The organism is Pseudomonas sp. HP_12 (assembly GCF_055283955.1).
The window spans coordinates 229,668-256,324 of record NZ_JBTOQG010000034.1 but is presented as its reverse complement, the minus strand read 5'-3'; the positions used below and the strand labels follow the sequence as shown (position 1 = coordinate 256,324).

Annotated in this window: 23 protein-coding genes; 12 read left to right on the top strand and 11 right to left on the bottom strand. The window is 61.6% G+C overall.

Annotated elements, in window-relative coordinates:
* The first annotated feature begins 1 nt into the window (after position 1).
* From ACYASU_RS19750 to ACYASU_RS19720, 7 genes are all read left to right on the top strand, one after another.
* On the top strand, positions 2–2,590 hold the full coding sequence (locus tag ACYASU_RS19750) for a glycosyltransferase family 2 protein (RefSeq protein ID WP_463583770.1): 2,589 nt from the start codon (positions 2–4) through the stop codon (positions 2,588–2,590).
* A 102-nt stretch (positions 2,591–2,692) separates the two neighbouring features.
* Positions 2,693–3,844 carry a succinyl-diaminopimelate desuccinylase gene (dapE, locus tag ACYASU_RS19745; protein WP_463583769.1) on the top strand — a complete coding sequence of 384 codons (1,152 nt, stop codon included), beginning with the start codon at positions 2,693–2,695 and terminating at the stop codon, positions 3,842–3,844.
* Complete coding sequence (locus ACYASU_RS19740; RefSeq protein WP_463583768.1) at positions 3,844–4,653, top strand: putative RNA methyltransferase; 810 nt, start codon at positions 3,844–3,846, stop codon at positions 4,651–4,653. The genes dapE and ACYASU_RS19740 overlap by 1 nt, the downstream gene beginning before the upstream one ends.
* Before the next feature lie 65 nt (positions 4,654–4,718).
* A complete protein-coding gene (locus ACYASU_RS19735) occupies positions 4,719–5,096 on the top strand; it encodes a hypothetical protein (RefSeq protein ID WP_192170813.1) in 378 nt (125 codons plus the stop codon).
* A 97-nt stretch (positions 5,097–5,193) separates the two neighbouring features.
* Positions 5,194–7,686, top strand: a complete 2,493-nt coding sequence (plsB, locus tag ACYASU_RS19730; RefSeq protein ID WP_192170812.1) for a glycerol-3-phosphate 1-O-acyltransferase PlsB — start codon at positions 5,194–5,196, stop codon at positions 7,684–7,686.
* 48 nt (positions 7,687–7,734) lie between these two features.
* On the top strand, positions 7,735–8,133 hold the full coding sequence (locus ACYASU_RS19725; RefSeq protein ID WP_463583767.1) for a YbaY family lipoprotein: 399 nt from the start codon (positions 7,735–7,737) through the stop codon (positions 8,131–8,133).
* Positions 8,134–8,172: 39 nt separating this feature from the next.
* A complete protein-coding gene (locus ACYASU_RS19720) occupies positions 8,173–8,862 on the top strand; it encodes a DUF4197 domain-containing protein (RefSeq protein ID WP_463583766.1) in 690 nt (229 codons plus the stop codon).
* Positions 8,863–8,886: 24 nt separating this feature from the next.
* Here the strand turns inward: ACYASU_RS19720 and ACYASU_RS19715 are convergent, their stop codons facing one another.
* Together ACYASU_RS19715 and ACYASU_RS19710 are read right to left on the bottom strand one after the other, a co-directional pair.
* Positions 8,887–11,967 (bottom strand): efflux RND transporter permease subunit, encoded by a 3,081-nt coding sequence (locus tag ACYASU_RS19715; RefSeq protein WP_463583765.1) that lies wholly within the window; start codon positions 11,965–11,967, stop codon positions 8,887–8,889.
* 4 nt (positions 11,968–11,971) lie between these two features.
* Positions 11,972–13,084 carry an efflux RND transporter periplasmic adaptor subunit gene (locus ACYASU_RS19710; protein WP_463583764.1) on the bottom strand — a complete coding sequence of 371 codons (1,113 nt, stop codon included), beginning with the start codon at positions 13,082–13,084 and terminating at the stop codon, positions 11,972–11,974.
* A 106-nt stretch (positions 13,085–13,190) separates the two neighbouring features.
* Here ACYASU_RS19710 and ACYASU_RS19705 point away from each other — a divergent pair, with 106 nt between their 5' ends.
* The gene (locus tag ACYASU_RS19705) at positions 13,191–13,823 is read left to right on the top strand and encodes a TetR/AcrR family transcriptional regulator (RefSeq protein ID WP_463583763.1); all 633 of its coding nucleotides are present in this window, start codon (positions 13,191–13,193) and stop codon (positions 13,821–13,823) included.
* Positions 13,824–14,246: 423 nt separating this feature from the next.
* Here the strand turns inward: ACYASU_RS19705 and ACYASU_RS19700 are convergent, their stop codons facing one another.
* Positions 14,247–15,335, bottom strand: a complete 1,089-nt coding sequence (locus ACYASU_RS19700; protein ID WP_463583762.1) for a catalase family protein — start codon at positions 15,333–15,335, stop codon at positions 14,247–14,249.
* 128 nt (positions 15,336–15,463) lie between these two features.
* On the bottom strand, positions 15,464–16,255 hold the full coding sequence (locus ACYASU_RS19695; protein ID WP_463583761.1) for a class I SAM-dependent methyltransferase: 792 nt from the start codon (positions 16,253–16,255) through the stop codon (positions 15,464–15,466).
* A gap of 98 nt (positions 16,256–16,353) precedes the next feature.
* On the opposite strand from ACYASU_RS19695, the gene ACYASU_RS19690 reads away from it, so the two are divergent.
* The gene (locus ACYASU_RS19690) at positions 16,354–16,983 is read left to right on the top strand and encodes an energy transducer TonB (RefSeq protein ID WP_346630065.1); all 630 of its coding nucleotides are present in this window, start codon (positions 16,354–16,356) and stop codon (positions 16,981–16,983) included.
* A gap of 24 nt (positions 16,984–17,007) precedes the next feature.
* On the opposite strand, the gene ACYASU_RS19685 is transcribed toward ACYASU_RS19690, so the two are convergent.
* The 6 genes from ACYASU_RS19685 to ppc all read right to left on the bottom strand — a co-directional run bounded on the left by ACYASU_RS19685 (position 17,008) and on the right by ppc (position 23,466).
* Complete coding sequence (locus tag ACYASU_RS19685; protein WP_463583760.1) at positions 17,008–17,706, bottom strand: extensin-like domain-containing protein; 699 nt, start codon at positions 17,704–17,706, stop codon at positions 17,008–17,010.
* Between the two features lie 49 nt (positions 17,707–17,755).
* The gene (locus ACYASU_RS19680) at positions 17,756–18,628 is read right to left on the bottom strand and encodes a DUF72 domain-containing protein (RefSeq protein ID WP_463583759.1); all 873 of its coding nucleotides are present in this window, start codon (positions 18,626–18,628) and stop codon (positions 17,756–17,758) included.
* Complete coding sequence (locus tag ACYASU_RS19675; protein ID WP_192171051.1) at positions 18,625–18,915, bottom strand: hypothetical protein; 291 nt, start codon at positions 18,913–18,915, stop codon at positions 18,625–18,627. The genes ACYASU_RS19680 and ACYASU_RS19675 overlap by 4 nt, the downstream gene beginning before the upstream one ends.
* Before the next feature lie 218 nt (positions 18,916–19,133).
* Positions 19,134–19,808: a tRNA (adenosine(37)-N6)-threonylcarbamoyltransferase complex dimerization subunit type 1 TsaB gene (gene tsaB / locus ACYASU_RS19670; protein WP_463583758.1), complete on the bottom strand. Its 675-nt coding sequence runs from the start codon at positions 19,806–19,808 to the stop codon at positions 19,134–19,136.
* Positions 19,809–19,898: 90 nt separating this feature from the next.
* Positions 19,899–20,546 carry an adenylate kinase gene (adk, locus tag ACYASU_RS19665; protein WP_122537338.1) on the bottom strand — a complete coding sequence of 216 codons (648 nt, stop codon included), beginning with the start codon at positions 20,544–20,546 and terminating at the stop codon, positions 19,899–19,901.
* 283 nt (positions 20,547–20,829) lie between these two features.
* Positions 20,830–23,466, bottom strand: a complete 2,637-nt coding sequence (ppc, locus tag ACYASU_RS19660; protein WP_192170800.1) for a phosphoenolpyruvate carboxylase — start codon at positions 23,464–23,466, stop codon at positions 20,830–20,832.
* Positions 23,467–23,708: 242 nt separating this feature from the next.
* Here ppc and ACYASU_RS19655 point away from each other — a divergent pair, with 242 nt between their 5' ends.
* The 3 genes from ACYASU_RS19655 (at position 23,709) to ACYASU_RS19645 (ending at position 25,587) form a co-directional block, all read left to right on the top strand.
* The gene (locus ACYASU_RS19655; RefSeq protein ID WP_463583757.1) at positions 23,709–24,044 is read left to right on the top strand and encodes a pilin assembly protein; all 336 of its coding nucleotides are present in this window, start codon (positions 23,709–23,711) and stop codon (positions 24,042–24,044) included.
* A 286-nt stretch (positions 24,045–24,330) separates the two neighbouring features.
* Positions 24,331–24,756 carry a DUF4398 domain-containing protein gene (locus tag ACYASU_RS19650; protein WP_074893253.1) on the top strand — a complete coding sequence of 142 codons (426 nt, stop codon included), beginning with the start codon at positions 24,331–24,333 and terminating at the stop codon, positions 24,754–24,756.
* A gap of 48 nt (positions 24,757–24,804) precedes the next feature.
* Positions 24,805–25,587, top strand: coding sequence for a lipotoxin F family OmpA-related protein LptF (locus ACYASU_RS19645; RefSeq protein WP_074893254.1), 783 nt, complete (start codon positions 24,805–24,807; stop codon positions 25,585–25,587).
* Positions 25,588–25,702: 115 nt separating this feature from the next.
* On the opposite strand, the gene ACYASU_RS19640 is transcribed toward ACYASU_RS19645, so the two are convergent.
* Entirely contained in the window at positions 25,703–26,611 is a 909-nt protein-coding gene (locus ACYASU_RS19640; RefSeq protein WP_463583756.1) for an alpha/beta hydrolase, read from the bottom strand.
* Between the last annotated feature and the right edge of the window lie 46 nt (positions 26,612–26,657).

Genomic DNA, 26,657 nt, shown 5'->3' with positions numbered 1-26,657 from the left:
TATGTCATCGCGTAAATTTGGACTCAACCTCTTTGTCGTCGTGGCGATTGCTGCGCTGTTTACCGGCTTCTGGGCGCTGATCAACCGCCCCGTCACCGCGCCCAACTGGCCGGAGCAGATCTCCGGCTTTTCCTATTCGCCTTTCCGGCTGGGCCAGAATCCACAAAAAGATCTCTACCCGTCCGACGAAGAAATGCGTCAGGACCTGGAGTTGATGAGCAAGCAAACGGACAACATCCGTATCTACTCGGTGGACGGCACGCTCAAGGACATCCCCAAGCTGGCCGAGGAATTCGGCCTGCGGGTGACCCTCGGCATCTGGATCAGCCCGGACCTGGAGCGCAACGAGCGCGAGATCACCACGGCGATCGAACTGGCGAATACAACGCGCAGTGTGGTGCGCGTGGTGCTCGGCAACGAAGCGCTGTACCGCGAAGAGATCAAACCCAAAGACCTGATGGCCGCCCTCGACCGCGTGCGCGCCGCAGTCAAAGTCCCGGTGACCACGTCCGAGCAGTGGCATATCTGGGAGAAGTACCCGGAACTGGCCAAGCACGTTGACCTGATCGCCGCGCACATCCTGCCGTACTGGGAATACATCCCGATGGATAAAGCCGGGCAGTACGTGCTCGACCGCGCCCGAGAACTGAAACGCATGTTCCCGAAAAAACCGCTGCTGCTCTCTGAGGTCGGCTGGCCGAGCAATGGCCACATGCGCGGCGGTGCGGACGCCACCCAGGCGGATCAGGCGGTTTACCTGCGCACGCTGGTCAACAAGCTCAACCGTCAGGGCTTCAACTACTTCGTGATCGAGGCCTTCGATCAGCCGTGGAAAGCCAGCGACGAAGGATCGGTTGGTGCCTATTGGGGCGTGTACAACGCCGCCCGCCAGCAGAAATTCAATTTCGAAGGCCCGGTAGTCGCGATCCCGCAATGGCGCGTGCTGGCAATCGGCTCGGCAGTGTTGGCGATGCTGGCCCTCGCCTTGCTGCTGATTGACGGCTCGGCGCTGCGTCAGCGTGGCCGCACATTCCTGACCTTTATCGCCTTCCTGTGCGGTTCGGTTCTGGTCTGGATCGGCTACGACTACAGCCAGCAATACAGCACCTGGTTCAGTCTGCTCGTAGGATTTTTACTGGCGCTGGGCGCGTTCGGCGTGTTCATCGTGCTGCTGACGGAGGCCCACGAACTGGCCGAAGCGGTGTGGACGCACAAGCGTCGTCGCGAATTCCTGCCCGTTGAAGGGGATTCGGCCTACAGACCGAAAGTGTCAATTCACGTGCCCTGCTACAACGAGCCGCCGGAGATGGTCAAACAGACCCTCAACGCGCTGGCCGAGCTGGATTACCCGGATTTCGAAGTGTTGCTGATTGACAACAACACCAAGGACCCCGCCGTGTGGGAGCCGGTCAAGGCCCACTGCGAAATGCTCGGCCCGCGCTTCAAGTTTTTCCACGTCGCCCCCCTGGCCGGTTTCAAGGGCGGCGCCCTGAACTACCTCATCCCGCATACTGCGCCGGACGCCGAAGTGATTGCCGTCATCGACTCGGATTACTGCGTCGACCGCAACTGGCTCAAGCACATGGTTCCGCACTTCGCCGATCCGAAAATCGCCGTGGTGCAGTCGCCGCAGGACTACCGCGATCAGCACGAAAGTGCGTTCAAGAAGCTCTGCTACTCGGAATACAAAGGCTTCTTCTACATCGGCATGGTCACCCGCAATGACCGCGATGCGATCATCCAGCACGGCACCATGACCATGACCCGTCGATCGGTCCTGGAAGAACTGGGCTGGGCGGACTGGTGCATCTGTGAAGACGCCGAGCTGGGCCTGCGCGTGTTCGAAAAAGGCTATTCGGCCGCGTACGCCCACAACAGCTTCGGCAAGGGCTTGATGCCCGACACCTTCATCGACTTCAAGAAGCAGCGTTTCCGCTGGGCCTATGGCGCGATTCAGATCATCAAGCGTCACGCCGCCAGCCTGCTGCGTGGCAAGGACACCGAGCTGACCCGCGGCCAGCGTTATCACTTCCTCGCGGGCTGGCTGCCGTGGGTGGCCGACGGCATGAATATCTTCTTTACGGTCGGCGCACTGCTCTGGTCGTCGGCGATGATCATCGTGCCCAACCGTGTTGACCCGCCGCTGCTTATTTTCGCGATTCCGCCGCTGGCGCTGTTCTTCTTCAAGGTCGGCAAGATCATCTTTCTGTACCGTCGCGCCGTGGGCGTGAACCTCACGGACGCGTTCTATGCGGCGCTTGCGGGACTGGCGTTATCCCACACCATCGCCAAAGCGGTGCTGTACGGGTTCTTCACCACCAGCATCCCGTTCTTCCGCACCCCGAAAAACGCCGAGAGCCATGGCTTGCTGGTGGCGATTTCCGAGGCCCGCGAAGAGCTGTTCATCATGTTGATGCTGTGGGGCGCCGCGCTGGGCATCTGTCTGGTGCAGGGTCTGCCGAGCAACGACATGCGCTTCTGGGTCATCATGCTGCTGGTGCAATCGCTGCCGTATCTGGCGGCGCTGATCATGGCGTTTCTGTCTTCACTGCCGAAACCAAAACCGGCAGACGAACCCGCCACCGCCTGAAACAATGGGGCGCTGTACTAAACGGCGGCCTTCGGGTCGCCGTTTTGCTTTAAGCTATTCGCCGGTTTATGCCTTGCCTTCACTCAATACTTCGGACCTTTCATGACAGCCCCAGCCGACCTCTCGCCCACGCTGCAACTCGCCTGCGACCTGATCCGTCGCCCATCCGTCACGCCACTGGACGCCGACTGCCAGGCCGTGATGATGAAACGCCTGAGCGATGCCGGTTTTGTCCTGGAGCCGATGCGCATTCAGGATGTGGATAACTTCTGGGCCACCCACGGCAGTCAGGACGGTCCGGTGTTGTGCTTCGCCGGTCACACCGATGTGGTGCCGACCGGCCCGGTTCAGGCCTGGCAGAATGATCCGTTCAGCGCGCTGATCGACGAAGACGGCATGCTCTGCGGCCGTGGCGCGGCGGACATGAAAGGCAGCCTGGCGTCGATGATTGTCGCCACCGAGCGTTTCGTCGCCGATCACCCGAACCACAAGGGCAAAGTGGCCTACCTGATCACCAGCGATGAAGAAGGCCCGGCGCACCACGGCACCAAAGCGGTGGTCGAGCGTCTGGCGGCGCGCAAGGAACGTCTCGACTGGTGCATCGTTGGCGAACCGTCGAGCACAACGCTGGTAGGCGATGTGGTCAAGAACGGCCGTCGCGGCTCACTGGGCGCAACCCTCACCGTCAAAGGCATTCAGGGCCACGTCGCCTACCCGCATCTGGCGAAAAACCCTATTCATCTGGCAGCGCCTGCGCTGGCTGAGCTGGCCGCCGAGCACTGGGACAACGGCAATGATTTCTTCCCGCCGACCAGCTTCCAGATTTCCAACCTGAATTCCGGCACCGGCGCCACCAACGTGATCCCGGGGGATCTGGTGGCGGTGTTCAATTTCCGCTTCTCCACCGAATCCACCGTCGAAGGCCTCAAGCAACGCGTCGCCGCGATTCTCGACAAGCACGATCTGGACTGGCACGTGGAATGGGCACTGTCCGGCCTGCCTTTCCTCACCGAACCGGGCGCATTGCTGGACGCGGTGTCGGCGAGCATCAAAAACGTCACTGGCCGCGACACACGTGCGTCGACCAGTGGCGGTACGTCGGACGGTCGCTTCATCGCCACCCTCGGCACCCAAGTGGTCGAACTGGGGCCGGTCAATGCGACGATCCATCAGGTCAACGAACGCATTCTCGCCAGCGATCTCGACGTGCTGACCGAGATCTACTACCAGACCCTGGTCAAGTTGCTCGCCTGATGCTGACCTGCCCGATCTGCTCCGCCCCGCTCGACTCAGCGGATAACGGCGTCGTGTGCCCGGCCGGGCACCGCTTCGACCGCGCCCGTCAGGGGTATCTGAATCTGCTGCCCGTGCAGCACAAGAACAGCCGCGACCCTGGCGACAATCAGGCCATGGTCGAGGCGCGCCGCGACTTCCTCAACGCCGGGCATTACGCGCCAGTTGCCAAGCGTCTCGCCGAATTGGCTGCCGAGCGTGCCCCCGCGCACTGGCTCGACATCGGGTGCGGCGAGGGCTATTACACCGCCCAGATTGCCCAGGGTCTGCCCGACGCAGACGGCTACGCGCTGGACATCTCCCGCGAAGCGGTGAAGCGCGCCTGCAAACGTGACCCGAACATCACGTGGTTGATTGCCAGCATGGCGCGCGTGCCACTGCCGGAGGCGAGCATGCAGTTCATCGCCAGCGTGTTCAGCCCGCTGGACTGGGCCGAGGCCAAGCGCCTGCTGTCGCCGGGCGGCGGCCTGATGCGTGTAGGACCGACCAACGATCACCTGATGGAATTGCGTCAGCGCCTGTACGACGAAGTCCGCGATTACAGCGATGACAAGCACCTGGCGCTGGTGCCGGAAGGGATGAGCCTGCAGCACAGTGAAACGTTGCGTTTCACACTGACACTGGTGGACGGCCAGGCCCGTGCCAATCTGCTGGCCATGACGCCCCACGGCTGGCGCGCCAGTGCCGAACGTCGTGCCAACGTGATCGAGCAGGCCGAGCCGTTCGAGGTCACGGTGTCCATGCGCTACGATTATTTCGTCCTGAACTGATGGCTCGAAGCACCCGAACAGACTGAATCCGCGAGTGGATTTTCCAGAACAACCAAGAGGCATCCATGCGCCAACCCGATATCGAGATTTACCTGAAAGACGCTGACGTTGACCACAAGGCGATCACTGCCTGGCTGACCGCGGCCATCGGCCCTTGCACCGAATGGACGCAGAAAGGCCAGACCTGGAAATGCCAGGCGGGCGACGTGCCCGTCACCTGGATTCCCAAGGCCGTCGGCAAGTGGAACAGCCTGTGCCTGGACAGCGACAAAACCCCGTGGGAAGACGATATCGCCTGCGCCCGCGCCGCCTTTGCCGCGCTGAACGTTGAAGTGCGTTGCGCGCCGGGGACGTGGGTCGAGGAAGAGAGTGACGCCGAAGCCGATCAATGGATTCGCATCAGCGTTGATGGTGAAGAAGAAATCACCTGGCATACGTCCTGAGACGTCATCCTGACGGGCGCCCGCGCCGCTTTGCCCATCCCCACCAGATGCGGCAAACTGGCGGCCTCGCGGGCGTCGCCCCTCTCAGCAGAATTCTATGACCCGTTCCCCGTTTCGCCGTCTTGTATTCGGCACCGTGCGCCGCCTGCTTTACCTGTGGGTGCGCTCGGAGACGATCAACCAGTCGTCCTTCACCCTCAATCTCGACCGCAGCCGCCCGGTTTTCTATGCGCTGCAAAACCCTTCGATGAGCGATCTCGCGGTCCTCGACACCGAATGCCGCAAGGCCGGTCTGCCGCGCCCAGTGCTCTCCGTAGCCGTTGGTAACCTGACCGAGCCGGCCGCGTTTTTCTACCTGACGCCAGAGCCTGACTGGCTCGGACGCCACGACAAACGCGGCGCACCGCCGACCCTTGAACGTCTGGTCAGCGCGGTCACGCAAAACGCTACGGAAGACGCGCAAATCATTCCGGTCAGCGTGTTCTGGGGTCAGTCCCCGGACAAGGAAGACAGCCCGTGGAAACTGCTGTTTGCCGACAGCTGGGCAGTGACCGGGCGTCTGCGTCGCCTGGTGACCATTCTGATCCTGGGCCGCAAGACCCGCGTGCAGTTTTCGGCGCCGGTTCATCTGCGCGAGCTGGTCGATCAGAACAAGGGTTACGAGCGCACGGTGCGCATGGCTCAACGCCTGCTGCGTGTGCATTTCCGCAATCTGAAAACGTCGGTGATCGGCCCGGACCTTTCGCACCGTCGTCATCTGGTCAAAGGGCTGGTGGCGGATCCCTTGGTCAGGCAGGCCATTCTCGACGAGGCCGCACGGGAGAAAATCACCGAAGCCAAGGCGCGGGAAAAAGCCCTGCATTACGGCAACGAGATCGCCTCGGACTACACCTACACCGCCATCCGTTTCCTGGAAGTGGTGCTGAGCTGGTTCTGGAACAAGATTTACGACGGCATCAAGGTCAGTCACCTGGAGGGCGTGCAGAACGTTGCCCAGGGCAACGAGATCATTTATGTGCCGTGCCACCGCAGCCATATCGACTACCTGCTGCTGTCGTACCTGTTGTTTCGCAACGGCCTGACGCCGCCGCACATTGCCGCCGGCATCAACCTCAACATGCCGGTCATCGGCGGCCTGTTGCGGCGCGGCGGCGCGTTTTTCATGCGCCGTACGTTCAAGGGCAATCCGCTGTACACCGCGGTGTTCAATGAATACCTGCACACGCTGTTCACCAAGGGCTTCCCGGTCGAATACTTCGTCGAAGGCGGACGCTCGCGGACCGGGCGCATGCTGCAGCCGAAGACCGGAATGCTGGCAATTACCTTGCGCAGCTTCCTGCGCAATTCGCGCATGCCCATCGTGTTCGTGCCGGTGTACATCGGTTACGAACGCGTGCTGGAAGGCCGGACCTATCTGGGGGAGCTGCGCGGTGCGGCGAAGAAGAAAGAGTCGATCTTCGACATCTTCAAAGTCATCGGCGCGCTGAAGCAGCGCTTCGGCCAGGTCTCGGTCAACTTCGGTGAGCCGATCAAGCTGACCGAGTTTCTCGACCACGAGCAGCCGGACTGGCGCACTCAGGAACTGGGCCCGGTGTTCAAACCGGACTGGCTCCACGAGACCACCCACCGCCTGGGCGAACGCGTGGCCCGCCACCTGAACGAAGCCGCAGCGATCAATCCGGTGAATCTGGTGGCGCTGGCGTTGCTGTCGACGGCCAAACATGCGCTGGACGATCAAGCCCTGGCGCGGGTGCTGGATCTGTACCTGACGCTGTTGCGCACCGTGCCCTACTCGCCCCATACCACGCTGCCAGACGGCGATGGCCGGGCGCTGATCGAGCACGTCAAGGGCATGAATCTGCTCTCGGAACTCAGCGATGCGCTGGGCAAGATTCTGTACCTGGACGAGCAAAATGCCGTCCTGATGACTTACTACCGCAACAACGTGCTGCACATTTTCGCGCTGCCCTCATTGCTGGCCTGCTTCTTCCAGAGCTCGTCGCGCATGAGCCGCGAGCAGATTCTGCGGTACACCCGGGCGCTGTATCCGTACCTGCAATCGGAGCTGTTCATCCGCTGGTCGCTGGACGATCTGGATGAGGTCATCGATCAGTGGCTGGCGGCGTTTGTCGAACAGGGTCTGCTGCGATTCGAGAACGGCGTTTACCTGCGCCCGGCGCCGAGCTCGCGGGCTTTCGTGCTGCTGACGGTGTTGTCGCGGGCGATTGCCCAGACCCTGCAGCGTTTCTACATGGCGATTTCCCTGCTGCTCAACAGCGGTCAGCACACCCTCAGCGCCGAAGGGCTTGAGGAGCTGTGCACGACGATGGCCCAGCGGCTGTCGATCCTGCACGGCCTGAATGCGCCGGAGTTTTTCGACAAGAGCCTGTTCCGGCATTTCATTCAGACGCTGCTGGATCAGGGTGTCCTGCGCACCGACGCCGCCGGCAAACTGAGCTATCACGATATGTTGGGGGATCTGGCAGAAGGCGCCGCCAAGCGCGTATTGCCAGCGGAAATCAGGCTGTCGATTCGCCAGGTGGCGTTGCACCGCAGTGATGAAGTCGTCGGGGCCGCGCCGATCGCCTAAGCGACGACGCACGCCCTACCTAACGTTTCACCTGACAAGGACAATCACATGAAACACATCCTGCTCACCCTCATGACCACCGTGCTGGCCGCTTGCGCCCATGCGCCGGACAACCTGCCGGGCTCGGTGGACGGCGAGGTGTTTTACCTGCAGCGCATGGCGCTTCCACCGACGGCTACGCTGAAGGTCACGCTTCAGGATGTATCGCTGGCGGACGCACCCGCGCAGATCCTCGCCAGCCAGAACGGCCTGATCAAAGGTCAGGTGCCGCTGCCGTTTCACCTGACCTACGATCAGAAGCAGGTCCAGCCGGGGCACACTTACTCGGTCAGCGCGCGCATCGAGGTGGACGGCAAGCTGCTGATGATCAGCACCGAGCGCTACACGGTGGACCTGACGCTGGACGAAAAACCGCCCGTCAAAATTCGTTTGAGCCCGGCCCGTTAATCGGGCGTGCATCACAGACCGCTGAAAAGGACATTACCCATGTTGCGTCGCTCCCTCTCGTTCACTGGCGTCTGCGCCGGCCTGCTATTGTCGGCCAGTGCCTTCGCGTTGTCGCTCAATGATCTGTCGCAATCGGACGCCACCGGCGGGCTGAAGGATGCCCTGACCCAGAGCGCGCAAGTTGCCGTCAAGCAACTGGGCGTACCGGGTGGCTTCAACAACAACAAGGACGTGCGCATCGAACTGCCCGGCAGCCTGGGCAAGGTCGCCAAGAAGATGAAGCAGTTCGGAATGGGCGCCCAGGTCGATCAGCTGGAAACCAGCATGAACCAGGCAGCGGAAGCGGCGATGCCCCAGGCACAGACGTTGCTGGTCGATTCAGTGAAAAAAATGAGTGTGTCGGACGCCAAGGCCATCCTCAGCGGCGGCAAGGACTCGGCCACCCAGTACCTGAGCACCTCCAGCCGCGAACAGATCCGCGCCAAGTTCCTGCCCATCGTCAAACAGGCCACTGACAAAGTCGGCCTGGCGCAGAAATACAACGTCTTCGCCGGTCAGGCCGCGACGCTGGGTGTGCTGGACGCGAAGAGCTCGAACATCGAAGGCTACGTCACCGAGAAGGCGCTGAACGGCCTGTTCGAAATGATCGCCAAACAGGAAGAAAGCATCCGCGCCAACCCGGCAGCGGCGGCGACCGGTCTGGCGAAGAAGGTATTCGGCGCGTTGTAACGCGCGCCGTGGCGGGTTAAGCGATCAAACCTCGACCCGCTCATCCTTTTTCACCCTGAACCACGCCGCATACAGCGCGGGCAGGAACAGCAGGGTGAGTGCGGTGGCGACGATCAGGCCGCCCATGATGGCGACGGCCATGGGGCCGAAAAACACGCTGCGTGACAGCGGGATCATCGCCAGCACCGCCGCCAGCGCGGTGAGCACGATGGGCCTGAAGCGCCGCACCGTTGCTTCAATGATCGCCTGCCAGCGATCCAGACCCGCCGCGATGTCCTGCTCGATCTGGTCAACCAGAATCACCGAGTTACGCATGATCATCCCCGACAGCGCGATGGTGCCGAGCATTGCCACGAAGCCGAACGGCTGATTGAACAGCAGCAGAAACAGCGTCACACCGATCAGCCCCAGCGGCGCCGTGAGAAACACCATGAACGTACGGGAGAAACTGCGCAGCTGGATCATCAGCAAGGTCAGCACCACCACGATGAACAGCGGCACCCCGGCGTTTACCGAGTTCTGCCCGCGGGCCGAGTCCTCCACCGTGCCGCCCACTTCCAGCAAGTACCCATCGGGCAACTGCGCGCGCACGTCTTCCAGCGTCGGCAAAATCTGTTTGACCAGCGTTGCCGGCTGCTCCTTGCCATAGATGTCGGCGCGCACCGTCACGTTCGGCAAGCGGTTGCGGTGCCAGATGATGCCCTCCTCGAAGCCGTATTCAAGCGTCGCCACCTGGGACAAGGCGACGTTGCCGCCATTGTTGGTGGGCACTGACAAGCTGGCGAGGCTGCCCAGCTCATGGCGTTCCTGCTCCGTCCCGCGCAGGAGGATTTCGATCAACTCGTCGTCCTCGCGGTACTGGCTCACGCTCGACCCGGTCAGCTGGCTTTGCAGAAAGCGCGACAGGTCCGCCGTGGTCACGCCCAGCGCCCTGGCCCGGTCCTGATCGACGTTGAGATAAACGACTTTGCTCGGCTCTTCCCAGTCCAGATGCACGTTGACCACATGGGGATTTTCCCTGACCTTCGCGGCCACCTTGCGAGCCAGCGCACGCACTTCATCAATGTGCTCGCCGGTGACGCGGAACTGCACCGGATAGCCCACGGGAGGGCCGTTTTCCAGGCGGGTGACGCGAGGCCGCAGCATCGGAAATTGCTCATCGAGGGTCTGGATCAGCCAGGTGCGCAGTGCTTCGCGGTCCTCAATGGTTTTCGCCAGCACGACGAACTGGGCAAAGCTTGCCGCGGGCAGTTGCTGATCCAGCGGCAGGTAAAACCTTGGCGAACCGGTGCCGACATAGGCCACGTAATTCTCGACGCCGGCGTGTTCCTTGATCATCGCTTCCAGCCGTTTGACCTGCTCGGCGGTGCTGCTGAGCGAGGCACCTTCAGCGAGCTTCAGGTCAACCATCAGCTCCAGTCGACCGGACGCCGGGAAAAACTGCTGCGGCACAAAGCGGAACATGAAAATCGACAGGGCGAACAACGCAATGGTCAACACGATGACCGTCTTGCGGCGCCGCACGCACCAGCCGACCAGCCCGCGAACACGTCGGTAGAACGGCGTGCCGTAAGGGTCAGGAGCGTGTGCCCCGGTGCCATGTTTGGCCGCATGGATCTTCGCCAGATCCGGCAACAGCCGTGCGCCCAGATACGGCACGAATACCACGGCGGCAATCCATGAGGCGATCAGCGCGATGGTCACCACCTGAAAGATCGAGCGGGTGTACTCGCCGGTGCTCGACTGCGCGGTGGCGATGGGCAGAAAACCGGCTGCGGTAATAAGCGTGCCGGTAAGCATCGGGAACGCCGTGCTGGTCCAGGCGAAACTGGCGGCCTTCAGCCGGTCGTAACCCTGTTCCATTTTGATCGCCATCATTTCCACGGCGATGATTGCGTCATCCACCAACAAGCCCAACGCCAGCACCAACGCGCCGAGGGAGATCTTGTGCAGGCCGATGCCGAGGTAATACATGCAGGCGAAGGTCATCGCCAGCACCAGCGGAATCGCCAGCGCCACCACCATCCCGGTGCGCACGCCGAGAGAGAAAAAGCTCACCAGCAGCACGATGCCCAACGCCTCGGCGAGCACCTGAACGAATTCGCCGACGCTGGTTTTCACCGCCGCAGGCTGGTCCGAGACTTTGCGCAGCTGCATGCCGGCCGGAAGGTCGTTCTGCAAACGGGCGAACTCGCCCTCCAGCGCACGGCCCAGCACCAGAATGTCGCCACCGTCTTTCATGGCGACGGCCAGCCCGATGGCATCCTGACCCATGAAGCGCATCTGCGGCGCGGGCGGGTCGTTGAAGCCACGGCGCACATCGGCCAGATCACTGATGCGAAATGTGCGGTCACCGACGTGGATCGGGAAGCTGCGGATCTCGTCGACGGTCTGAAAACGCCCGGTCACACGCAGTTGAACGCGCTCGCTGGGCGTCTCGAAAAAGCTCGCCGCCACCACCGCGTTCTGCGCTTCCAGCGCCTGCTGCACCGACTGCATCGGCAGGCCAAGGGTGGCGAATTTGACGTTGGAGAGTTCGATCCAGATCTTCTCGTCCTGCAGACCGAGCAGCTCGACCTTGCCAACATCCTTGACCCGCTGCAGCTGGATCTGGATGCGGTCGGCATAATCCTTGAGCACCGCGTAGTCGAAACCCTCCCCCGTGAGCGCATAAATATTGCCGAACGTGGTGCCGAATTCGTCGTTGAAGAACGGGCCCTGCACACCGGTCGGAAGGTTCTGACGGATGTCGCTGATCTTCTTGCGGATCTGATACCAGAGTTCCGGCAGTCGGGCGGAGACCAGCGAGTCCCTCGCGACAAACGTGACCTGGGATTCACCGGGGCGGGAGAACGAGACAATGCGCTCGAAATCGCCGGTTTCCATCAGCTTCTTCTCGATGCGGTCGGTGACTTGCCGCGACACCTCTTCGGCACTCGCGCCCGGCCAGAGGGTACGAATGACCATGGCTTTGAAAGTGAAGGGCGGATCTTCACTCTGACCCAGTTTGGTGTAGGAAAGCGCGCCAACCGCGGCCAGCAGAATCATGAGATACAGGACCATCTGCCGATTACGCAGCGCCCATTCGGACAGATTGAAACGCATCCCGCTACTCCTTCGCCGCCAGCTTGACCGCCCGATTACTGCGGTCGACCGGGCGCACCTGCTCGCCTTCGTGCAGCACGTGCACGCCCGCTGCGACGACCCAGTCGCTGGCTTGCAAGCCGCTGAGCACCGGCACGGTTTCCTGCCCGTAAGCGCCGACCTGCACCGGCGTGCGTTTCAGGGTGGAGTCGCTTTGCAGACGCCAGACGTAGGTCACGCCGTTTTCGGCTGTCAGCGCCGACAGCGGCACGGACAACGGCACGGCGTGTTCGGACTGGATGTACACCCGGGCGCTCTGGCCCAGCTCGGCCGGGACTTTCCCGCCGGCGAAGGCAATGCGTGCGGCAAAGGTGCGCGACCGCGGATCGGCAGCCGGCGACAGCTCGCGGATACGCCCCGGGAAACGCTGCTCGCGCTGAGTCCAGAGTTCGACGGAAACAGGGTCGCCTATCTTGAAGCGGCCGTAATTCTGCTCCGGAAGACTGATCGAGACTTCACGCTCGCCGTCGGCGGCCAGGGTGAAGACGGTTTGTCCGGCAGCTACCACTTGACCGACCTCCACCAGTCGTCTGGCGATGACACCCTCCTGCGACGCACGAAGCACGGCGTAGCCGGTCTGATTGTCAGCGACGGTCGATTCAGCCTTGAGCTGTCTAAGCCGGGCGTCTGCGGCGCGGTAGGTGTTTTCAGCGTTGTCGTACAGCGACGTGCTGACCATCTGCCGGTCCATCAGCGTTTTGTAGCGGTCGCGCTCGGAGCGGACCGTCTGCAGGTTGGCTTCGGCGGCGGCAACTTGCGCGCGGGTGGCGTCCTGTTGCAGGCGCACGTCCTGAGCGTCAAGTTCGGCCAGCGGCTGGTTGGCCTTGACCCGCTCGCCCTCCTCGACCAGGCGCTTACTGACCTTGCCAGGAATGCGGAAGGCGAGTTCCGGCTCGAAACGAGCATGCACTTCCCCCGGATAGCTGTCCATGGACTGGGCAGCTGGCTGCGGTCGCACCACCATGGCGGGCCGCACGGCGGCGGTCACCGGCGCCTCCTGACGACAACCGGCGAGTGCAGCGATCAAGCCGACCGGCAGCGCAAGGAGCTGGGCACGAAGCAGGGCGTCGCGGAGCATGATGAGGCACCTTGGCAGGAGAGCTTTGAATAATTGTACCGGCGAGTATATTTAAAATTACCGAACTGAACAGTCCACTAATTCGACGAAGATGCCTGACGATTCCATGACCGACTCAACCTCCCCCGCCGGACCCGGCCGCCCCAAGGATCTGGCCAAGCGCCAGGCCATTCTCGAAGCGGCCAAGAACCTGTTCATTCGCAACGGTTACGCCAACACCAGCATGGATACCGTTGCCGCTGAAGCCGGGGTCTCCAAGCTCACCGTCTACAGCCACTTCAACGACAAGGAGACATTGTTTTCCTGCGCGGTGGTTGCTCGCTGCGAGGAGCAGGTGCCCGAGTTATTCGTGGACGTGCCCGCTGATGAGCACGTTGAAAAGGTATTACTGGGTATTGCCAGAGGGTTTCAAACGCTGATCAACAGCCCTGAGTCCATCGACCTGAACCGTTTGATTATCGCTTTGGGGCCTCAGGGGGCATCGCTGACTCAGGTGTTCTTCGAAGCAGGACCGCAACGGGTCCTGCACGAACTTGCGCGGTTTTTGAGTAAGCTGAGCGGTAAAAACGGGCTGCATTTTGAATCGCCGCTTAATGCGGCAGGCCATTTTTTGAGCTTGATCAAAGGCGTGCACCATTTCAGGCTTCTCATCGGCACCGGGGAAATACCGGACGAGCAAGCTGCCGACCACCATGCCAGGGAGGTGGTGGCGCTGTTTTTGAAGGCGTATCGGGTTTAGACGCTGACGGGCAGTGCTCACTGTGGGACTGGCTTTAGCCGGGAAAGCGTCAGGCGCCACAACATAGAATTGATGGTGCTAACACGGGCCCCTTCCCGGCTGAAGCCGGTCCCACTAATCGACCGCGTACTCATAGTGGACCGGCTTTAGCCGGGAAGGCGTCGGACGACACACCACAAATCCGATAGCGATCACTGCGGCCTCTTCCCGGCTGAAGCCAGTCCCACTAATCGACCGCGTACTCATTGTGGGACCGGCTTTAGCCGGGAATGTGTCGGACGACACACCACAAATCCGATAGTGATCACAGCGGCCTCTTCCCGGCTGAGGCCGGTCCTACTAATCGACCGCGCAATGAGAGTGGGACCGGCTCTAGCCGGGAATGCGGAGTGGAAGACACCACAGAATTTGACTACCAGCTTGTCAGCGAGGCTCGTGCATCGGGCAGCCGTTGTGGCTGGCGCGGAAGCCTGAAGACAGCTCGTAGGACGGTTTGCGCGCACGCATGACGCCGCCGAGTGGCCGGTGTTCAACAACGCCGTGCCAAGGGCTGAAGGCCATGCCGTCGTCGATTTCCTGCTGACGTTCTTCTGACCAGCTGTCCTGTGTCGGAACGTCGATACGGGCCACGGTCACGAACGGGCTCAGCTCTTCGGACCATTCCACCGATGCGTCTTCGATCGGCATTTTTTCAAGGTCGGTAGCGAGCTGGATCCGCACGTCCCACACCCCTCCCGTGCTCAAAAAGTGACTGCGCACCGCTTCCCGCAAACCGTCGGGATGGCCATTCAGGTCGACCTTCTGGTCAGTCAACGCGGTGAGTTCGGGGGCAACAGGCACCACGCTCAACTTGGCGTAATAGCGGCCATAGAGAAACGGCACCACGGTGTTAAAAGTTTCACCCAGTACATGGGTCATCGGATGCCCACCCAGCGATTTGAGCGTGCCACTCTCCCCACCCATGGCTTCGACCGTCGACTCCAGACCACGAAACAACGCCGACAGCGCTTTCTTCATGTTGGGCACTTTGTCGGTGGTCTTGGCCAGCAGCTTCAAGGTCTTGAGAAAATCCTTCGGCGTGGCGGCCGTGAACGCCCTGGCGTTCTGCATCACGAAGTCCTGGGTAACCTGCTCTTCACTGCCCGGCAGGCGTGCGCCCTGCACACCGACCAGCTTGATGGCCAGACCGCGCGGCGTTGACACTTTGTCGTCGAGCACATCCCCGGGATTGGTTGAAAAGCGCATCTTCACGTCCAGCGTGCCGGGATAGGCGAAGACACCCTGCGCCAACTCGGGCGGCAGATTATCCAGAATGTGGATCTGCCCATGCAGCAATCCATGGGCTTTGGCATGCACGCTGCGTATAGCATGGCCGCCATCCTTGTAGGTGGTTTCCAGAATACTGTGCATGGCCTCGGCGAGTTCTTTGCTCGTCTGAGCCTCGTCATCGGGTATCTGCTCGAAGTGCGGCTCGAACGGCAATGGGGTTACAGACAAAGTGGAAGCGCTCATCGGTTATCTCCGGCTACGGATCAGGTCAGGTTTATCTCCGACGACCCCACTCATACGGTGGATTTTCTGGCATCGGCACAGCAGATGACTGCGCCGATGATTGCCGGGTTCATCTAATCGGATGAAGTTCACGGCCGCGCGATTTTCAACGCCTTGATCGGGTAAATGTCGTAGCGGCTGGATTTGCCGTCCAGCGCGTAGGACGGCTTGGCGCCTTCGATGCTTGGCGCCTTGCGCGGGCGTTTGACCACGACGCGGTGGCTGGCCAGCGCCAGCGCAGCTTCCAGCAACGCCGGAGCGTCCATGTCATCGCCCACCAGGGGCCGGAATAGGCGCATTTCCTTTTTCACCAGCGCGGTTTTTTCCCGATGAGGAAACATCGGATCAAGGTAGATGACCTGGGGCGGCTCGCCTTCCCATTGGCGAATCAGCTCAATGGAATTGCCGGTCAACAGGCGCATCTTCGCGATGATCCCGCCCACCTCCAGGTCCCTCACCCCACGCGCCAGGCCGTCTTCAAGCAGCGCGGCGATGATCGGCTGCCGCTCGATCAGGCTAACTTCGCAGCCCAGACTGGCCAGCACAAAGGCGTCCTTGCCCAGCCCCGCCGTGGCATCCAGCACCCGAGGGCGCACGCCCGGCTGAATGCCCACAGCCTTGGCGATCATTTGCCCGCTGCCGCCGCCAAACAGACGCCGATGGGCCGCCTTGCCTTCGATGAAATCCACACGCACCGGGCCCGGCGCGTCGTCACCCAGTTGCTGCAATTGCAGGCCGTCTGCGGCGACTTGCAGGGCGAAATCCGCGTCGGCGTCGTCCAGCGGCAAACCCAGTCGCTGCGCCCATTGCGCTGCGGTTTCCTGCCCGTCGGGGGTCAGGCTGTCGACCCGAATGCGGCTGCCCGCGTGCTGCTCAGTCATTGTCTCTACGCGCTCAAATAATCTTAATGATTGGCAGGATCTGCCGATAACAAAAGTATCCGGCATTTTGCCAGACCCACGGGCTGTACTGAGCGCTTATGTCAGACATTCAGCAAACCTCCTCGATAGGCTATTTGACGTACGCAGGCGACTACAGCGTACGCAATACCCAAACCCTTAGCGGCGTCACGCAGCTCTGGCAGGATGCGTTTGCCCGTGCGATGGCTCAGCAGGTCGATGACAACGCTGGCGAAACCCCGGAATACAGCGCCGTCGCCACGACGGACCACCTGACCGGCGAACCGATTGCCGGCGCAAGCGCACTGGGCAAGATCGTCGAACAACGTGAGTGCCCGGTTCAGGACAAGGAAATCGCGCCACCGGAGCCGTTGTTCCTGCCGATCGCCGAGTTCGAATGGGACCTGGCCGACAAGCCCGCCAAGCCGTTCACCGCGATGGAAATGATCGAGCAGCAACGTAACCTCGAATTCGATGACAACTGGGTTCGCCCGACCGTGCTCAACCCCTACGATGACAGCGTTGAACCCGGCCCGGGCCCTCAGCCTCGTCCGCTGTTCCTACCGATTGCCGAATTCGAATGGGACCTGGCAGACAAGCCTGCGACACCGTTCAGCGCTGAAGAGATGACCGAGCAGCAGCGTCATCTGGCCTTCGATAACGGCTGGGCGCGCCCGATCGTGCTGCAGAACCTTCGTCTCGCTGCCTGAGACTGATCCCGCGTTTGTCACGCCTCAGCGACACACCCGCCAGCGTCCCATGTCCAGGTGAAAGTGGTTTCGGTGCGCGGCGTTGTAGTCCGGGCTCAGCACCGTGTTGAATTGCTGGCAGGCGCCATCCCTCACCAATCGCAGAAAACGCCCCGCGTCGCCCTCGTCTTTCCAGTCCTTGAGCACCGAAATCCTGCGTCCGTCTGCCAGACGAAACCCGGCGATGTCCAGCGCGTTGGCGGTAGCGTGCTGGCTCAGACGGCCTTCGCTGCGGTTGTAGATGTTGCGGCAGGCGAAGCTGCCAAGGTGATCAACCTGGGTGACCTTCTGCCCGAACACCGACTGGGCTGCCGGCTGCAACTGGTGGATATCAAACAGCGCATACGCCACGGCAAGGCGACAACTGGACAGAAAACTGCTGCTCAGCGCGACGTCGCCGCCCTGGATGCGCAGCGTGTTGGTCAGCGGGCATTTGGCGTCGGCGGCGCTGTCGGCCTGGTGCGTGTAACGCAGGGTCGAGGTTTGCAGCGCGGCCTCGCACAACGCCGGATCCTCCTGCAATCGCCAGAGCTTGAAGGGCGTGATGAGGTTGGGCTCGTCGCGCACGTTCAGCGGGGCCCACGGATTCCAGCGGTCAGCGACAGGCAGCCAGCCACGCCAGATCGACACCGCGACCGCCGCGCTGAGCAAAACCAGAAGAAGAAAGAAGGTCGAGCCGCGCATGCAGGAAGGTTCTCGTCTGACGGAGGGATGAGTCCACCCTATCTCGACCTCAGAGCAGCCCGAGTTGCTCCACTTGCCGGCCGCGATCCAGTTGCGGCAGATCGGGCAATCCCGGCAGTAGGGTCATCAATTGATGATGAAAGCGACGAGCCAGTTGGGGTGAGGCGATGTTGTCAGGCGTGTGCAGGAACACCGAAGGCGTGCGCCCCTCCTCGATCCAGCCGGCCACTTTTTCCGCCCACTGCACGATGAAGCCTTGGTTGATCTCCTCATCCGGCCCGCCAATGAAGCGAACCTGCGGAAAGGACGTCAGCGCCGCCGGACGCGGCGGGACTTTGGGCTTCTTCGATTGCGCATGAAGCACGGCTGGGTCAGTGGAGACAGAACTGAACAGCGGCCGGGAATCCAGACAGATGCGCTCCACGCCGCGGTCGAGCAACAGACGGTTGAGCTGCCGCTCGTCTTCGCCCTTGCTGAAAAACGCCATGTTGCGCACTTCCACCGCCAAAGGCTGTCCTTCCAGTGCATCAATGAACGCGGCCAGCTCATTCAGCCGATGGGGACCGAAGCTGGCCGACAGCTGCAGCCACAGCGGTTGAAGCCTCGACCCCAGTGGCGCCAGCAGTTGCAGGAAACCCTCCACCGCGCCCAAGTGCTCGCGCAGGTCGCCGGCATGGCTGATGTCACGGGGAATTTTGGCGCTGAAGCGGAAATGCTCCGGCAGGGCATCCGCCCAACGCTGGACGATCTCGGGTTTGGGACGGGCGTAAAACGTGGTGTTGCCTTCGACGGCATTGAAGACCTGCGCGTACAACCCAAGCAAATCAAGGTCCGGGGCGTCCGGCGGGTACAGCGACTCACGCCAGGCTTTTTCGCTCCAGGACGGGCAACCGATGTAGTAAGGCGGGTGGGCGAGGTTCAAACGTGAAGGTCGAGCCCGGAGACTTCGAGGTCCCAGTCGACGAAGGTCGAAGTCGTCAGGTAGCTGCTCAGCGCGTGGGCGACGCGAGTGCTCATGGCACGGGGGAAAATAATGTCCTGCTGACGCGCGGGCACGTTTGCCGTGGTACCCGTCTGGCGACGGGCTGCCTGCGGAACCACTTCGACCTCATCGTTCACTTCCTCGAACGTGCCTTCCAGCGCCGCGGAATCCTTGCGCGTCTTGCGCTTGATCGGGTAGGTACGTGGTGAAGGACCGGTGATTCGCATCATGCTTACTCGGCGTTTGATAGTGGCAATTTAATCTCACAGTAAGCCGTTAAGCAAACATGCGAACGATAACTAGACCACACTTATTGCGAATTGTTTAAAGCAGCCGGGAGTTTATGCAGTTTTGTCGCCGAACGGTCATCTGCAGTGTGACCTGCGTCGCATCTAGGGCGTAGCACAGTGAAGTCATGACCGTTTCTGCATTGCGTGGCCATCGCTCAACGCGCCTTTGGCGTGGCCACTTTATCGCGAAGGTAAACCGGCTGGGCGTCGTCGGCGACGATGGCTTCGCCACGGTGCCAGGCGAAAGCGCCGAGAGTCAGCAGGTCCTGCGCGTGGGGCAACAGTGTGGCGTCCTGGGCACTGACAACAGCGGCAATGCGCTCGGCGTAACCCCAGCCGGTGCCAGCGCCGAACCAATCGCCCATCGCTCCACTTGGCAAAGCAGCCATTTCCGGTGGCATGACGGCCTCTTCAGCCACCAGCTTCATCTCCCCCGCCACTTCTCGATAGCAGCCCCAATAAACTTCGTCCATCCGCGCGTCGATGGCGGCCGCGACCTGAGTAGCGCCCTGCTCGCGAAAGGCCCGTTGCGCCAGCGCCGCCAGATTGGACACCGGCAGCACCGGGCGATCCAGACCGAAGGCCAGCCCCTGCACCACCCCGATGGCGATGCGCACGCCCGTAAAAGCGCCCGGCCCCCGGCCGAAGGCAATGGCGTCCAGCGCCGACAGGCCAATGCCCGCCTCGGCCAGCAGGTCCTTGATCATCGGCAGGAGTTTTTGCGCGTGCAGGCGCGGGATCACCTCGTAGTGAGTCAGCACTTTGCCGTCATGCAGCAAAGCGACTGAGCAGGCTTCAGTGGCGGTGTCCAGGGCCAGCAAGGTGGTCATCGGGGTTTCCATAGTTGTGCGAAAAAAGTGCCGCATTATAAACAACAACGGCCCGCAAGCGGGCCGTTGTTCAATGCCGTGAGACGCGAATCAGCTCAGGGCTTCAAGCACCTTGGCGGTGATCTGTTCGACCGTGCCCACGCCTTCGATGTGGCTGCACTTCGGTGTGCCGTCCTGCGCCTGCAGCTTGGTGTAGAAATCTACCAGCGGCTTGGTCTGAGAGTGGTAGACCGACAGGCGATGGCGAACAGTGGCTTCGACGTCGTCCTTGCGCTGAACCAGTGGCTCGCCGGTAACGTCGTCCACGCCGTCAACCTTCGGCGGGTTGTACAGGGTGTGGTAAACGCGGCCAGAGCCTTCGTGAACGCGGCGACCGGAGATGCGCTTGACGATCTCTTCGTCATCGACCTTGATCTCGATGACGTGATCGATGGCCAGGCCGGCTTTCTTCAGGGCTTCTGCCTGAGGAATGGTGCGCGGGAAGCCGTCGAACAGGCAACCGCCAGCGCAATCAGGCTCGGACAGGCGATCCTTGATCAGGCCGATGATCAGGTCATCGGAGACCAGGCCGCCGCTGTCCATGACGCTTTTGGCTTGCAGGCCCAGCTCGGTACCGGCCTTGACCGCAGCGCGCAGCATGTCGCCGGTGGAAATCTGCGGAATGTTGAATTTCTCAGTGATGAACTTTGCCTGAGTACCTTTGCCGGCCCCGGGAGCTCCCAGCAGAATCACGCGCATTGTTGTGCTCCTCAAATTTTTATAGAGATATCGTCGGATTCGCCTAAATGGGGCCAATCGCAAAATTTTACTGACCCAACGGCCAAAGGCTGATCAAGATACACAGCCGATTCATGCCGCACAAGACGCCGAAAGTCGCAGTAACCCGCGAAAAACCAGTAGCTTGGCATCGATCTGCACAAGGGTGAGACCTCGTGCAACTGGGTGACGCCGCATCACTCGCGACGATCGAGGTGCGGCCGAATGAAAGGCGTCGTGTTCATTCGGCCGGGTTGCCTGGCCGTCAGCCGGTGTTGCGCAATCCGGCGGCGATGCCTGCAACAGACACCAGCAGCGCCTGCACCAGCGGACTGTCCAGACTCGCCTCCTGCTGACGGGAGCGCGCCAGCAACTCCGCCTGCAATAAATGAAGAGGGTCGAGGTAGGTGTTGCGCAGGCTGATGAACTTCAGCGTTTCAGGGCTGTGGGCCAACAGCCGCGACTGGCCCGTCAGGCCAAGCACCACGTCACACGCCTGCGACAATAGGCCGCGCAGATGCGTCCCCAAATGCAGCAGTTTGGGCTCCACCAGTCGTTCGTCGTAGAGCTGGGCGATGTCGCTGTCGGCCTTGGCCAGCACCATTTCCAGCATGTCGATGCGGGTGCGGAAGAACGGCCATTGCTCACGCATCTCAGCGAGCAGATCACCCTGACCGCGTTCCAGCGCCTTGCTCAATGCGTTTTCCCAGCCCAGCCAGGCGGGCAGCATGAGGCGCGTCTGGGTCCAGGCGAAAATCCATGGAATCGCGCGCAGGCTCTCGACCCCGCCCTCGCGGCGCTTGGCCGGACGGCTGCCCAGCGGCAATCTGCCCAGCTCCTGTTCCGGCGTGGCCTGGCGGAAGTATTCGACGAACTCCGGGTCTTCCCGCACCACGGCGCGATAGGCTTTCACGCCGTCGGCCGCCAGTTCGTCCATCACCTGTCGCCAGGCCGGTTGCGGCATCGGCGGCGGTTGCAGCGTAGCTTCCAGCACTGCAGCCAGATAAAGGTTGAGATTCTGTTCGGCGATGTCCGGCAAGCCGAACTTGAAGCGGATCATCTCGCCCTGCTCAGTGGTGCGGAAGCGCCCTGCCACAGAACCCGGCGGCTGCGACAGAATCGCCGCATGTGCCGGGCCGCCACCACGACCGACCGTACCGCCGCGACCGTGGAACAACAACAACTCAACCTCTTGCGCGCGGCAGATTTCAACCAGTTTTTCCTGGGCCCGGTACTGCGCCCAGGCCGCAGCCGTGGTGCCGGCGTCCTTCGCCGAATCCGAGTAGCCGATCATGACTTCCTGAGGACCTTCCAGGCCTCGGCGGTAGGCAGGAATGCTCAGCAGCTGCTCGATCACCGGACCGGCATTGTCCAGGTCAGCAAGGGTTTCGAACAGCGGCACCACGCGCATGGAGCGCTGCAGCCCGGCTTCCTTCAACAAGAGTTGAACGGTGAGCACATCCGAGGCTGCGCCGGCCATGGAGATCACGTAGGAACCTAGCGATGCCGCCGGCGCAGCCGCCACTTCGCGGCAGGTCGCCAGCACTTCGGCCGTGTCCGCTTCAGGGCTGAAATGGGCCGGCAGCAGCGGTCGCTTGTTGTCCAGCTCTCGCAGCAGGAAGTCGATGCGCGTTGGCTCATCCCACTGGTCATAGCGGCCTAGCCCGAGGTATTCGGTGATCTCGCTCATGGCCGAACTGTGCCGCGTGGAATCCTGGCGCACGTCGAGCTTCACCAGGAACAGGCCGAACGTCACCGCGCGACGCAAACAGTCGAGCAGCGGACCATCAGCGATCACGCCCATGCCGCATTCATGCAGCGAGTCGAAACACAGCTGCAGGGGCTCGAGCAGTTCGCGGTTGTCATGCAACACGTCTTCCGGCGCGACCTGAGTGACACTCAGTGAAGCGTGGGCCCAATTGCGCGTGGCCCGAAGCCGCTCACGCAGCTGCTTGAGGACACTGCGGTAAGGCTCGGCGCTGTCGCCCGCGGCTTCCATCAACGCCGGGCTGGCCTGCTGCATCGACAGCTCGGCGGCCAGTTGATCGACGTCGCGCAGGTACAAGTCGGCCGCCATCCAGCGCGCCAGTAGCAGCACCTCGCGTGTGACGGCAGCGGTGACGTTGGGGTTGCCGTCACGGTCGCCTCCCATCCAGGAAGCGAAACGAATCGGCGCCGCGTCCAGCGGCAGGTGCAGGCCGGTCGCGGCGTGCAGCGCCTGATCGGCCTTGCGCAGGTAGTTGGGGATCGCTTGCCACAGGGAATTTTCGATGACCGCAAACCCCCACTTCGCCTCGTCGACGGGCGTGGGTCGAACGCGGCGGATTTCTTCGGTGTGCCACGCCTCGGCAATCAGCCGCTGCAAGCGCTCGGTGATCTGCTCACGCTCGTGGCGATTCAAGTCGCGATGATCGAGGGCGGCCAGTTGCGCAGCGATGGCGTCGTACTTCTGGATCAGTGTGCGCCGGGCAACTTCGGTCGGGTGCGCGGTCAGCACCAGTTCGATTTCCAGCGTGGTCAATTGCTGCGCCAGCGCCTCGGGGGTCTGCCCGGCCTGCTTCAGGCGCTCCAATAGTTCGGGCAGCACACGGGATTCAAACGGCTGCGGCTTGCTGTCATCACGACGATGAATCAGCTGATACTGCTCCGCGATGTTGGCCAGATTGAGGAATTGGTTGAACGCGCGCGCGACCGGGAGTAACTCATCTTCGCCCAGGCCTTCAAGACTGGAACTCAGTTGCTCGGTGCCTTGGGTCGACGCATGCCGGTCAGCCTTCGCGCTTTTGCGGATGCGCTCGATCTTCTCGAGGAAATCAGCGCCGTGCTGATCACGAATGGTGTTGCCCAACAGCTCACCCAGCAGGTGAACGTCCTCGCGCAATCGTGCATCGATATCAGCCATCCAGCCCTCTCCTTCAGCTTTATTGTTTTACCGGCGAGTCCTTGCAGGAGTCCATTCGCTGCTGCCGAACGGAACGCCCTGCGGGGTTTCGTTTCTATTGGTGTGTATAGAGCGACAAATTGATGTCCATACGCAACCCTCGACGCACTTTCCCCGCCGGGGAAGCCCGTCTCAGTCACGCCTGACCGTGGCTCAGCCACATTTCCAACGCCCGCCCTGGCGCGGGAACCGATGAGGTATGTATGAAGATCCGAGAGCTCGCCGAACAGTGGGAACAAAATGCCAAGGGCCGTCTGACCGAGACCGCCTATGCCATTCATTTGGATGTTGAGGCGGCCGCGCGGCTTGCGGCGATTGCCGAGATGTACCCCAAGCGCACGCCTGAAGAATTGCTCGGCGAACTGATCGGTGCCGCCCTGGAAGAATTGGAGGCAAGCTTCCCTTACGTGCGCGGTCAGCATGTGGTCGCCACCGACGAGGAAGGCAATCCGCTTTACGAGGACGTCGGCCCCACGCCCCGGTTTCTCGATCTATCGCGTCGCCATCTGCAGGAAATTTCCGATCGGGAAGACCTGTGACGAGTGCATGGGCGACGTCGTTTTTGCTACGTCAGATTTTTCTGCAGGCCTCTCGAGCCAATGATCACGCAGACAAAGTGACGTCATTTTTCGAGCGTCAATTTTACAACGCGTAACAAAAGCTGACTGCATGTTTAGAAAAATGTCTGAACTATTCAAAAAACGCAGCGGTCCGAGCAGTTAGCCATTCCAGTAAAGCCGTCAGATGACTGCGGAAGTGACGCAACACCATCCATCCGCGTGGGCCGTTGCTGAAATGGAACAACCAGTTTTCAGGAGTTAAGAAATGGAGTTGACCACCATGAACACCAGCACTGCCAAACCAACGTTCAATCGCCTGCGCGGGCTGAAGATGGCTGCACTGGCGCTGGGCACCAGCGTTCTTCTGGCTGGTTGCGCAGGCAATCCTCCAAGCGAGCAGTACGCCGTGACCCAGTCGGCCGTCAATGCCGCTGTCACCGCCGGCGCTACCGAATACGCTGCCGTTGAAATGAAGTCCGCTCAGGACAAGTTCAAGCAAGCCGAACTGGCGATGCAGGAAAAGAAATACGACGAAGCTCGTAAATACGCCGAGCAGGCCGAGTGGGATGCACGTGTAGCCGAGCGTAAGGCTCAGGCCGCGAAGGCACAGAAAGCGGTGCAGGATGCTCGTCAGGGCGTCAATGAGCTGCGTGAAGAAGGCATGCGTCAGGTTCAGCCTGTCACACAGTAACGCTTCGCAGTTCAAGCATTGGCCATTGAGTTAAAGGACGAAAATATTATGCGTAAACAAGTACTTATTCCTGCCCTGCTGGCTTTGAGCGTTGGTCTGGCGGCGTGCTCGTCGCAGCCGAACGTAAACCTGGAACAAGCCCGCACCAACTACTCGGCGCTGCAAAGCAACCCTAAAGCCACTGAACTGGCTGCGCTGGAAACTAAAGACGCCAGCGAGTGGCTGGACAAGGCAGATGCCGCGTACCGCAACAACGATGACCAGAAAAAGGTCGACCAACTGGCTTATCTGACCAACCAGCGCGTTGAGCTGGCCAAGCAGACCATCAACCTGAAGACCGCTGAAAACGATCTGAAAGGCGCTGCGGCCCAACGTGCCCAGGCTCGTCTGGATGCTCGCGACGCCCAGATCAAGGCCCTGCAGAACAGCCTGAACGCCAAGCAGACCGAACGCGGCACGCTGGTGACTTTCGGCGACGTACTGTTTGACCTGAACAAGGCTGAGCTGAAGTCGTCCGGTCTGGTCAACGTCAACAAGCTGGCCCAGTTCCTGTCGGAAAACCCTGATCGCAAGGTCATCGTTGAAGGCTACACCGACAGCACCGGTTCGGCTGCCTACAACGACTCGCTGTCCGAGCGCCGCGCGAACTCCGTGCGCATGGCTCTGATCAAGATGGGCGTAGGCCCGGAGCGTATCGTTGCTCAGGGTTACGGCAAGGAATACCCGGTTGCTGACAACACCAGCGCCTCGGGCCGTGCCATGAACCGTCGCGTGGAAGTCACTATTTCCAACGACAACCAGCCAGTAGCACCGCGCTCTTCGATGAAGTAATGCGGTTGTAGCGGCACACAAAGAGCCCCGCCTGTTGCGAAACAGGCGGGGCTTTTTTGTGGCGGTTTCAAAATGCGAGTGATACGAAGTGTCGCTGGCGGTGCTGCTCCGCAGGCTATGGAGAGGATGGCGCCGACTTGCCGGTTTGAGCGTCAGGATAATTCGGAATTTCCCCCAGCCTGCGCAGGCCGTTGAAGTGCTGCGGATCATCCAGATAGCGAACCATGACCTCGCGCCATGTGGGGTCGCCGAAGGTCTGGACGTGAGGGCCGCGTGTCAGCTGCAGCACACGCGGCGGCGGCGCGGCCTGATACAGGCTGATGCCGTTGTGCAGCGGCACTAGCGTGTCGTCCAGGCTCTGGAACAGCAGCATCGGCGTGCCCTTGAGCTGCGGCATGCCGTTGATGGCACTGTCGCCGTCCGGAATCACCCACGACAGCGGCCGTTTAATGGGCCACGTCAGCCACGACGCGCTGAGGGTATAGCGCGCGACCTCGCGGTAGCTCGCCGGTACGCCATCGAGCACCAGCGCCTTGACCCGCGCGCGCTGTTGCGGGTGCTCCGACAAGTAATGCACGGCCAGCGCGCCGCCGATACTTTGCCCGAGTACCACCAGCGGTTTGCCCTGTACCTCGGGCGCAGCGTTCAGCCAGTCAAAGGCCGCATCGATGTCCTGATAAATCGCCGGCAGACTCGGCTCGCCATCGGACCGGCCATAACCGCGATAGTCCACCAGCAACACCTGATACCCCTGCTCCGGCAACCACCAACTCCCCGCCAGGTGCCAGGCCATGTTGCCGCCGTTGCCATGCAGGTGCAGCACCGTGCCCTTTACCGGCACGCCGTTCTTGGCCGGCAGAAACCATGCGTTGAGTTTGGTGCCGTCGGCCGCCGTGAGGGTGACATCGCGCCAGGCGAGGTGGGCTTTGTCCGGCGTCAGCGGCAGACCGCGTTCCGGGTAGAACAGCCATTCGCTGCAGCCGCTGAGAGAGATGACCAGGAGCAAGGTAAGAAGACGCTTCAAGCGATGTCCTTCGATTCTGGATTTGCACACGACGGGAGACCTGACA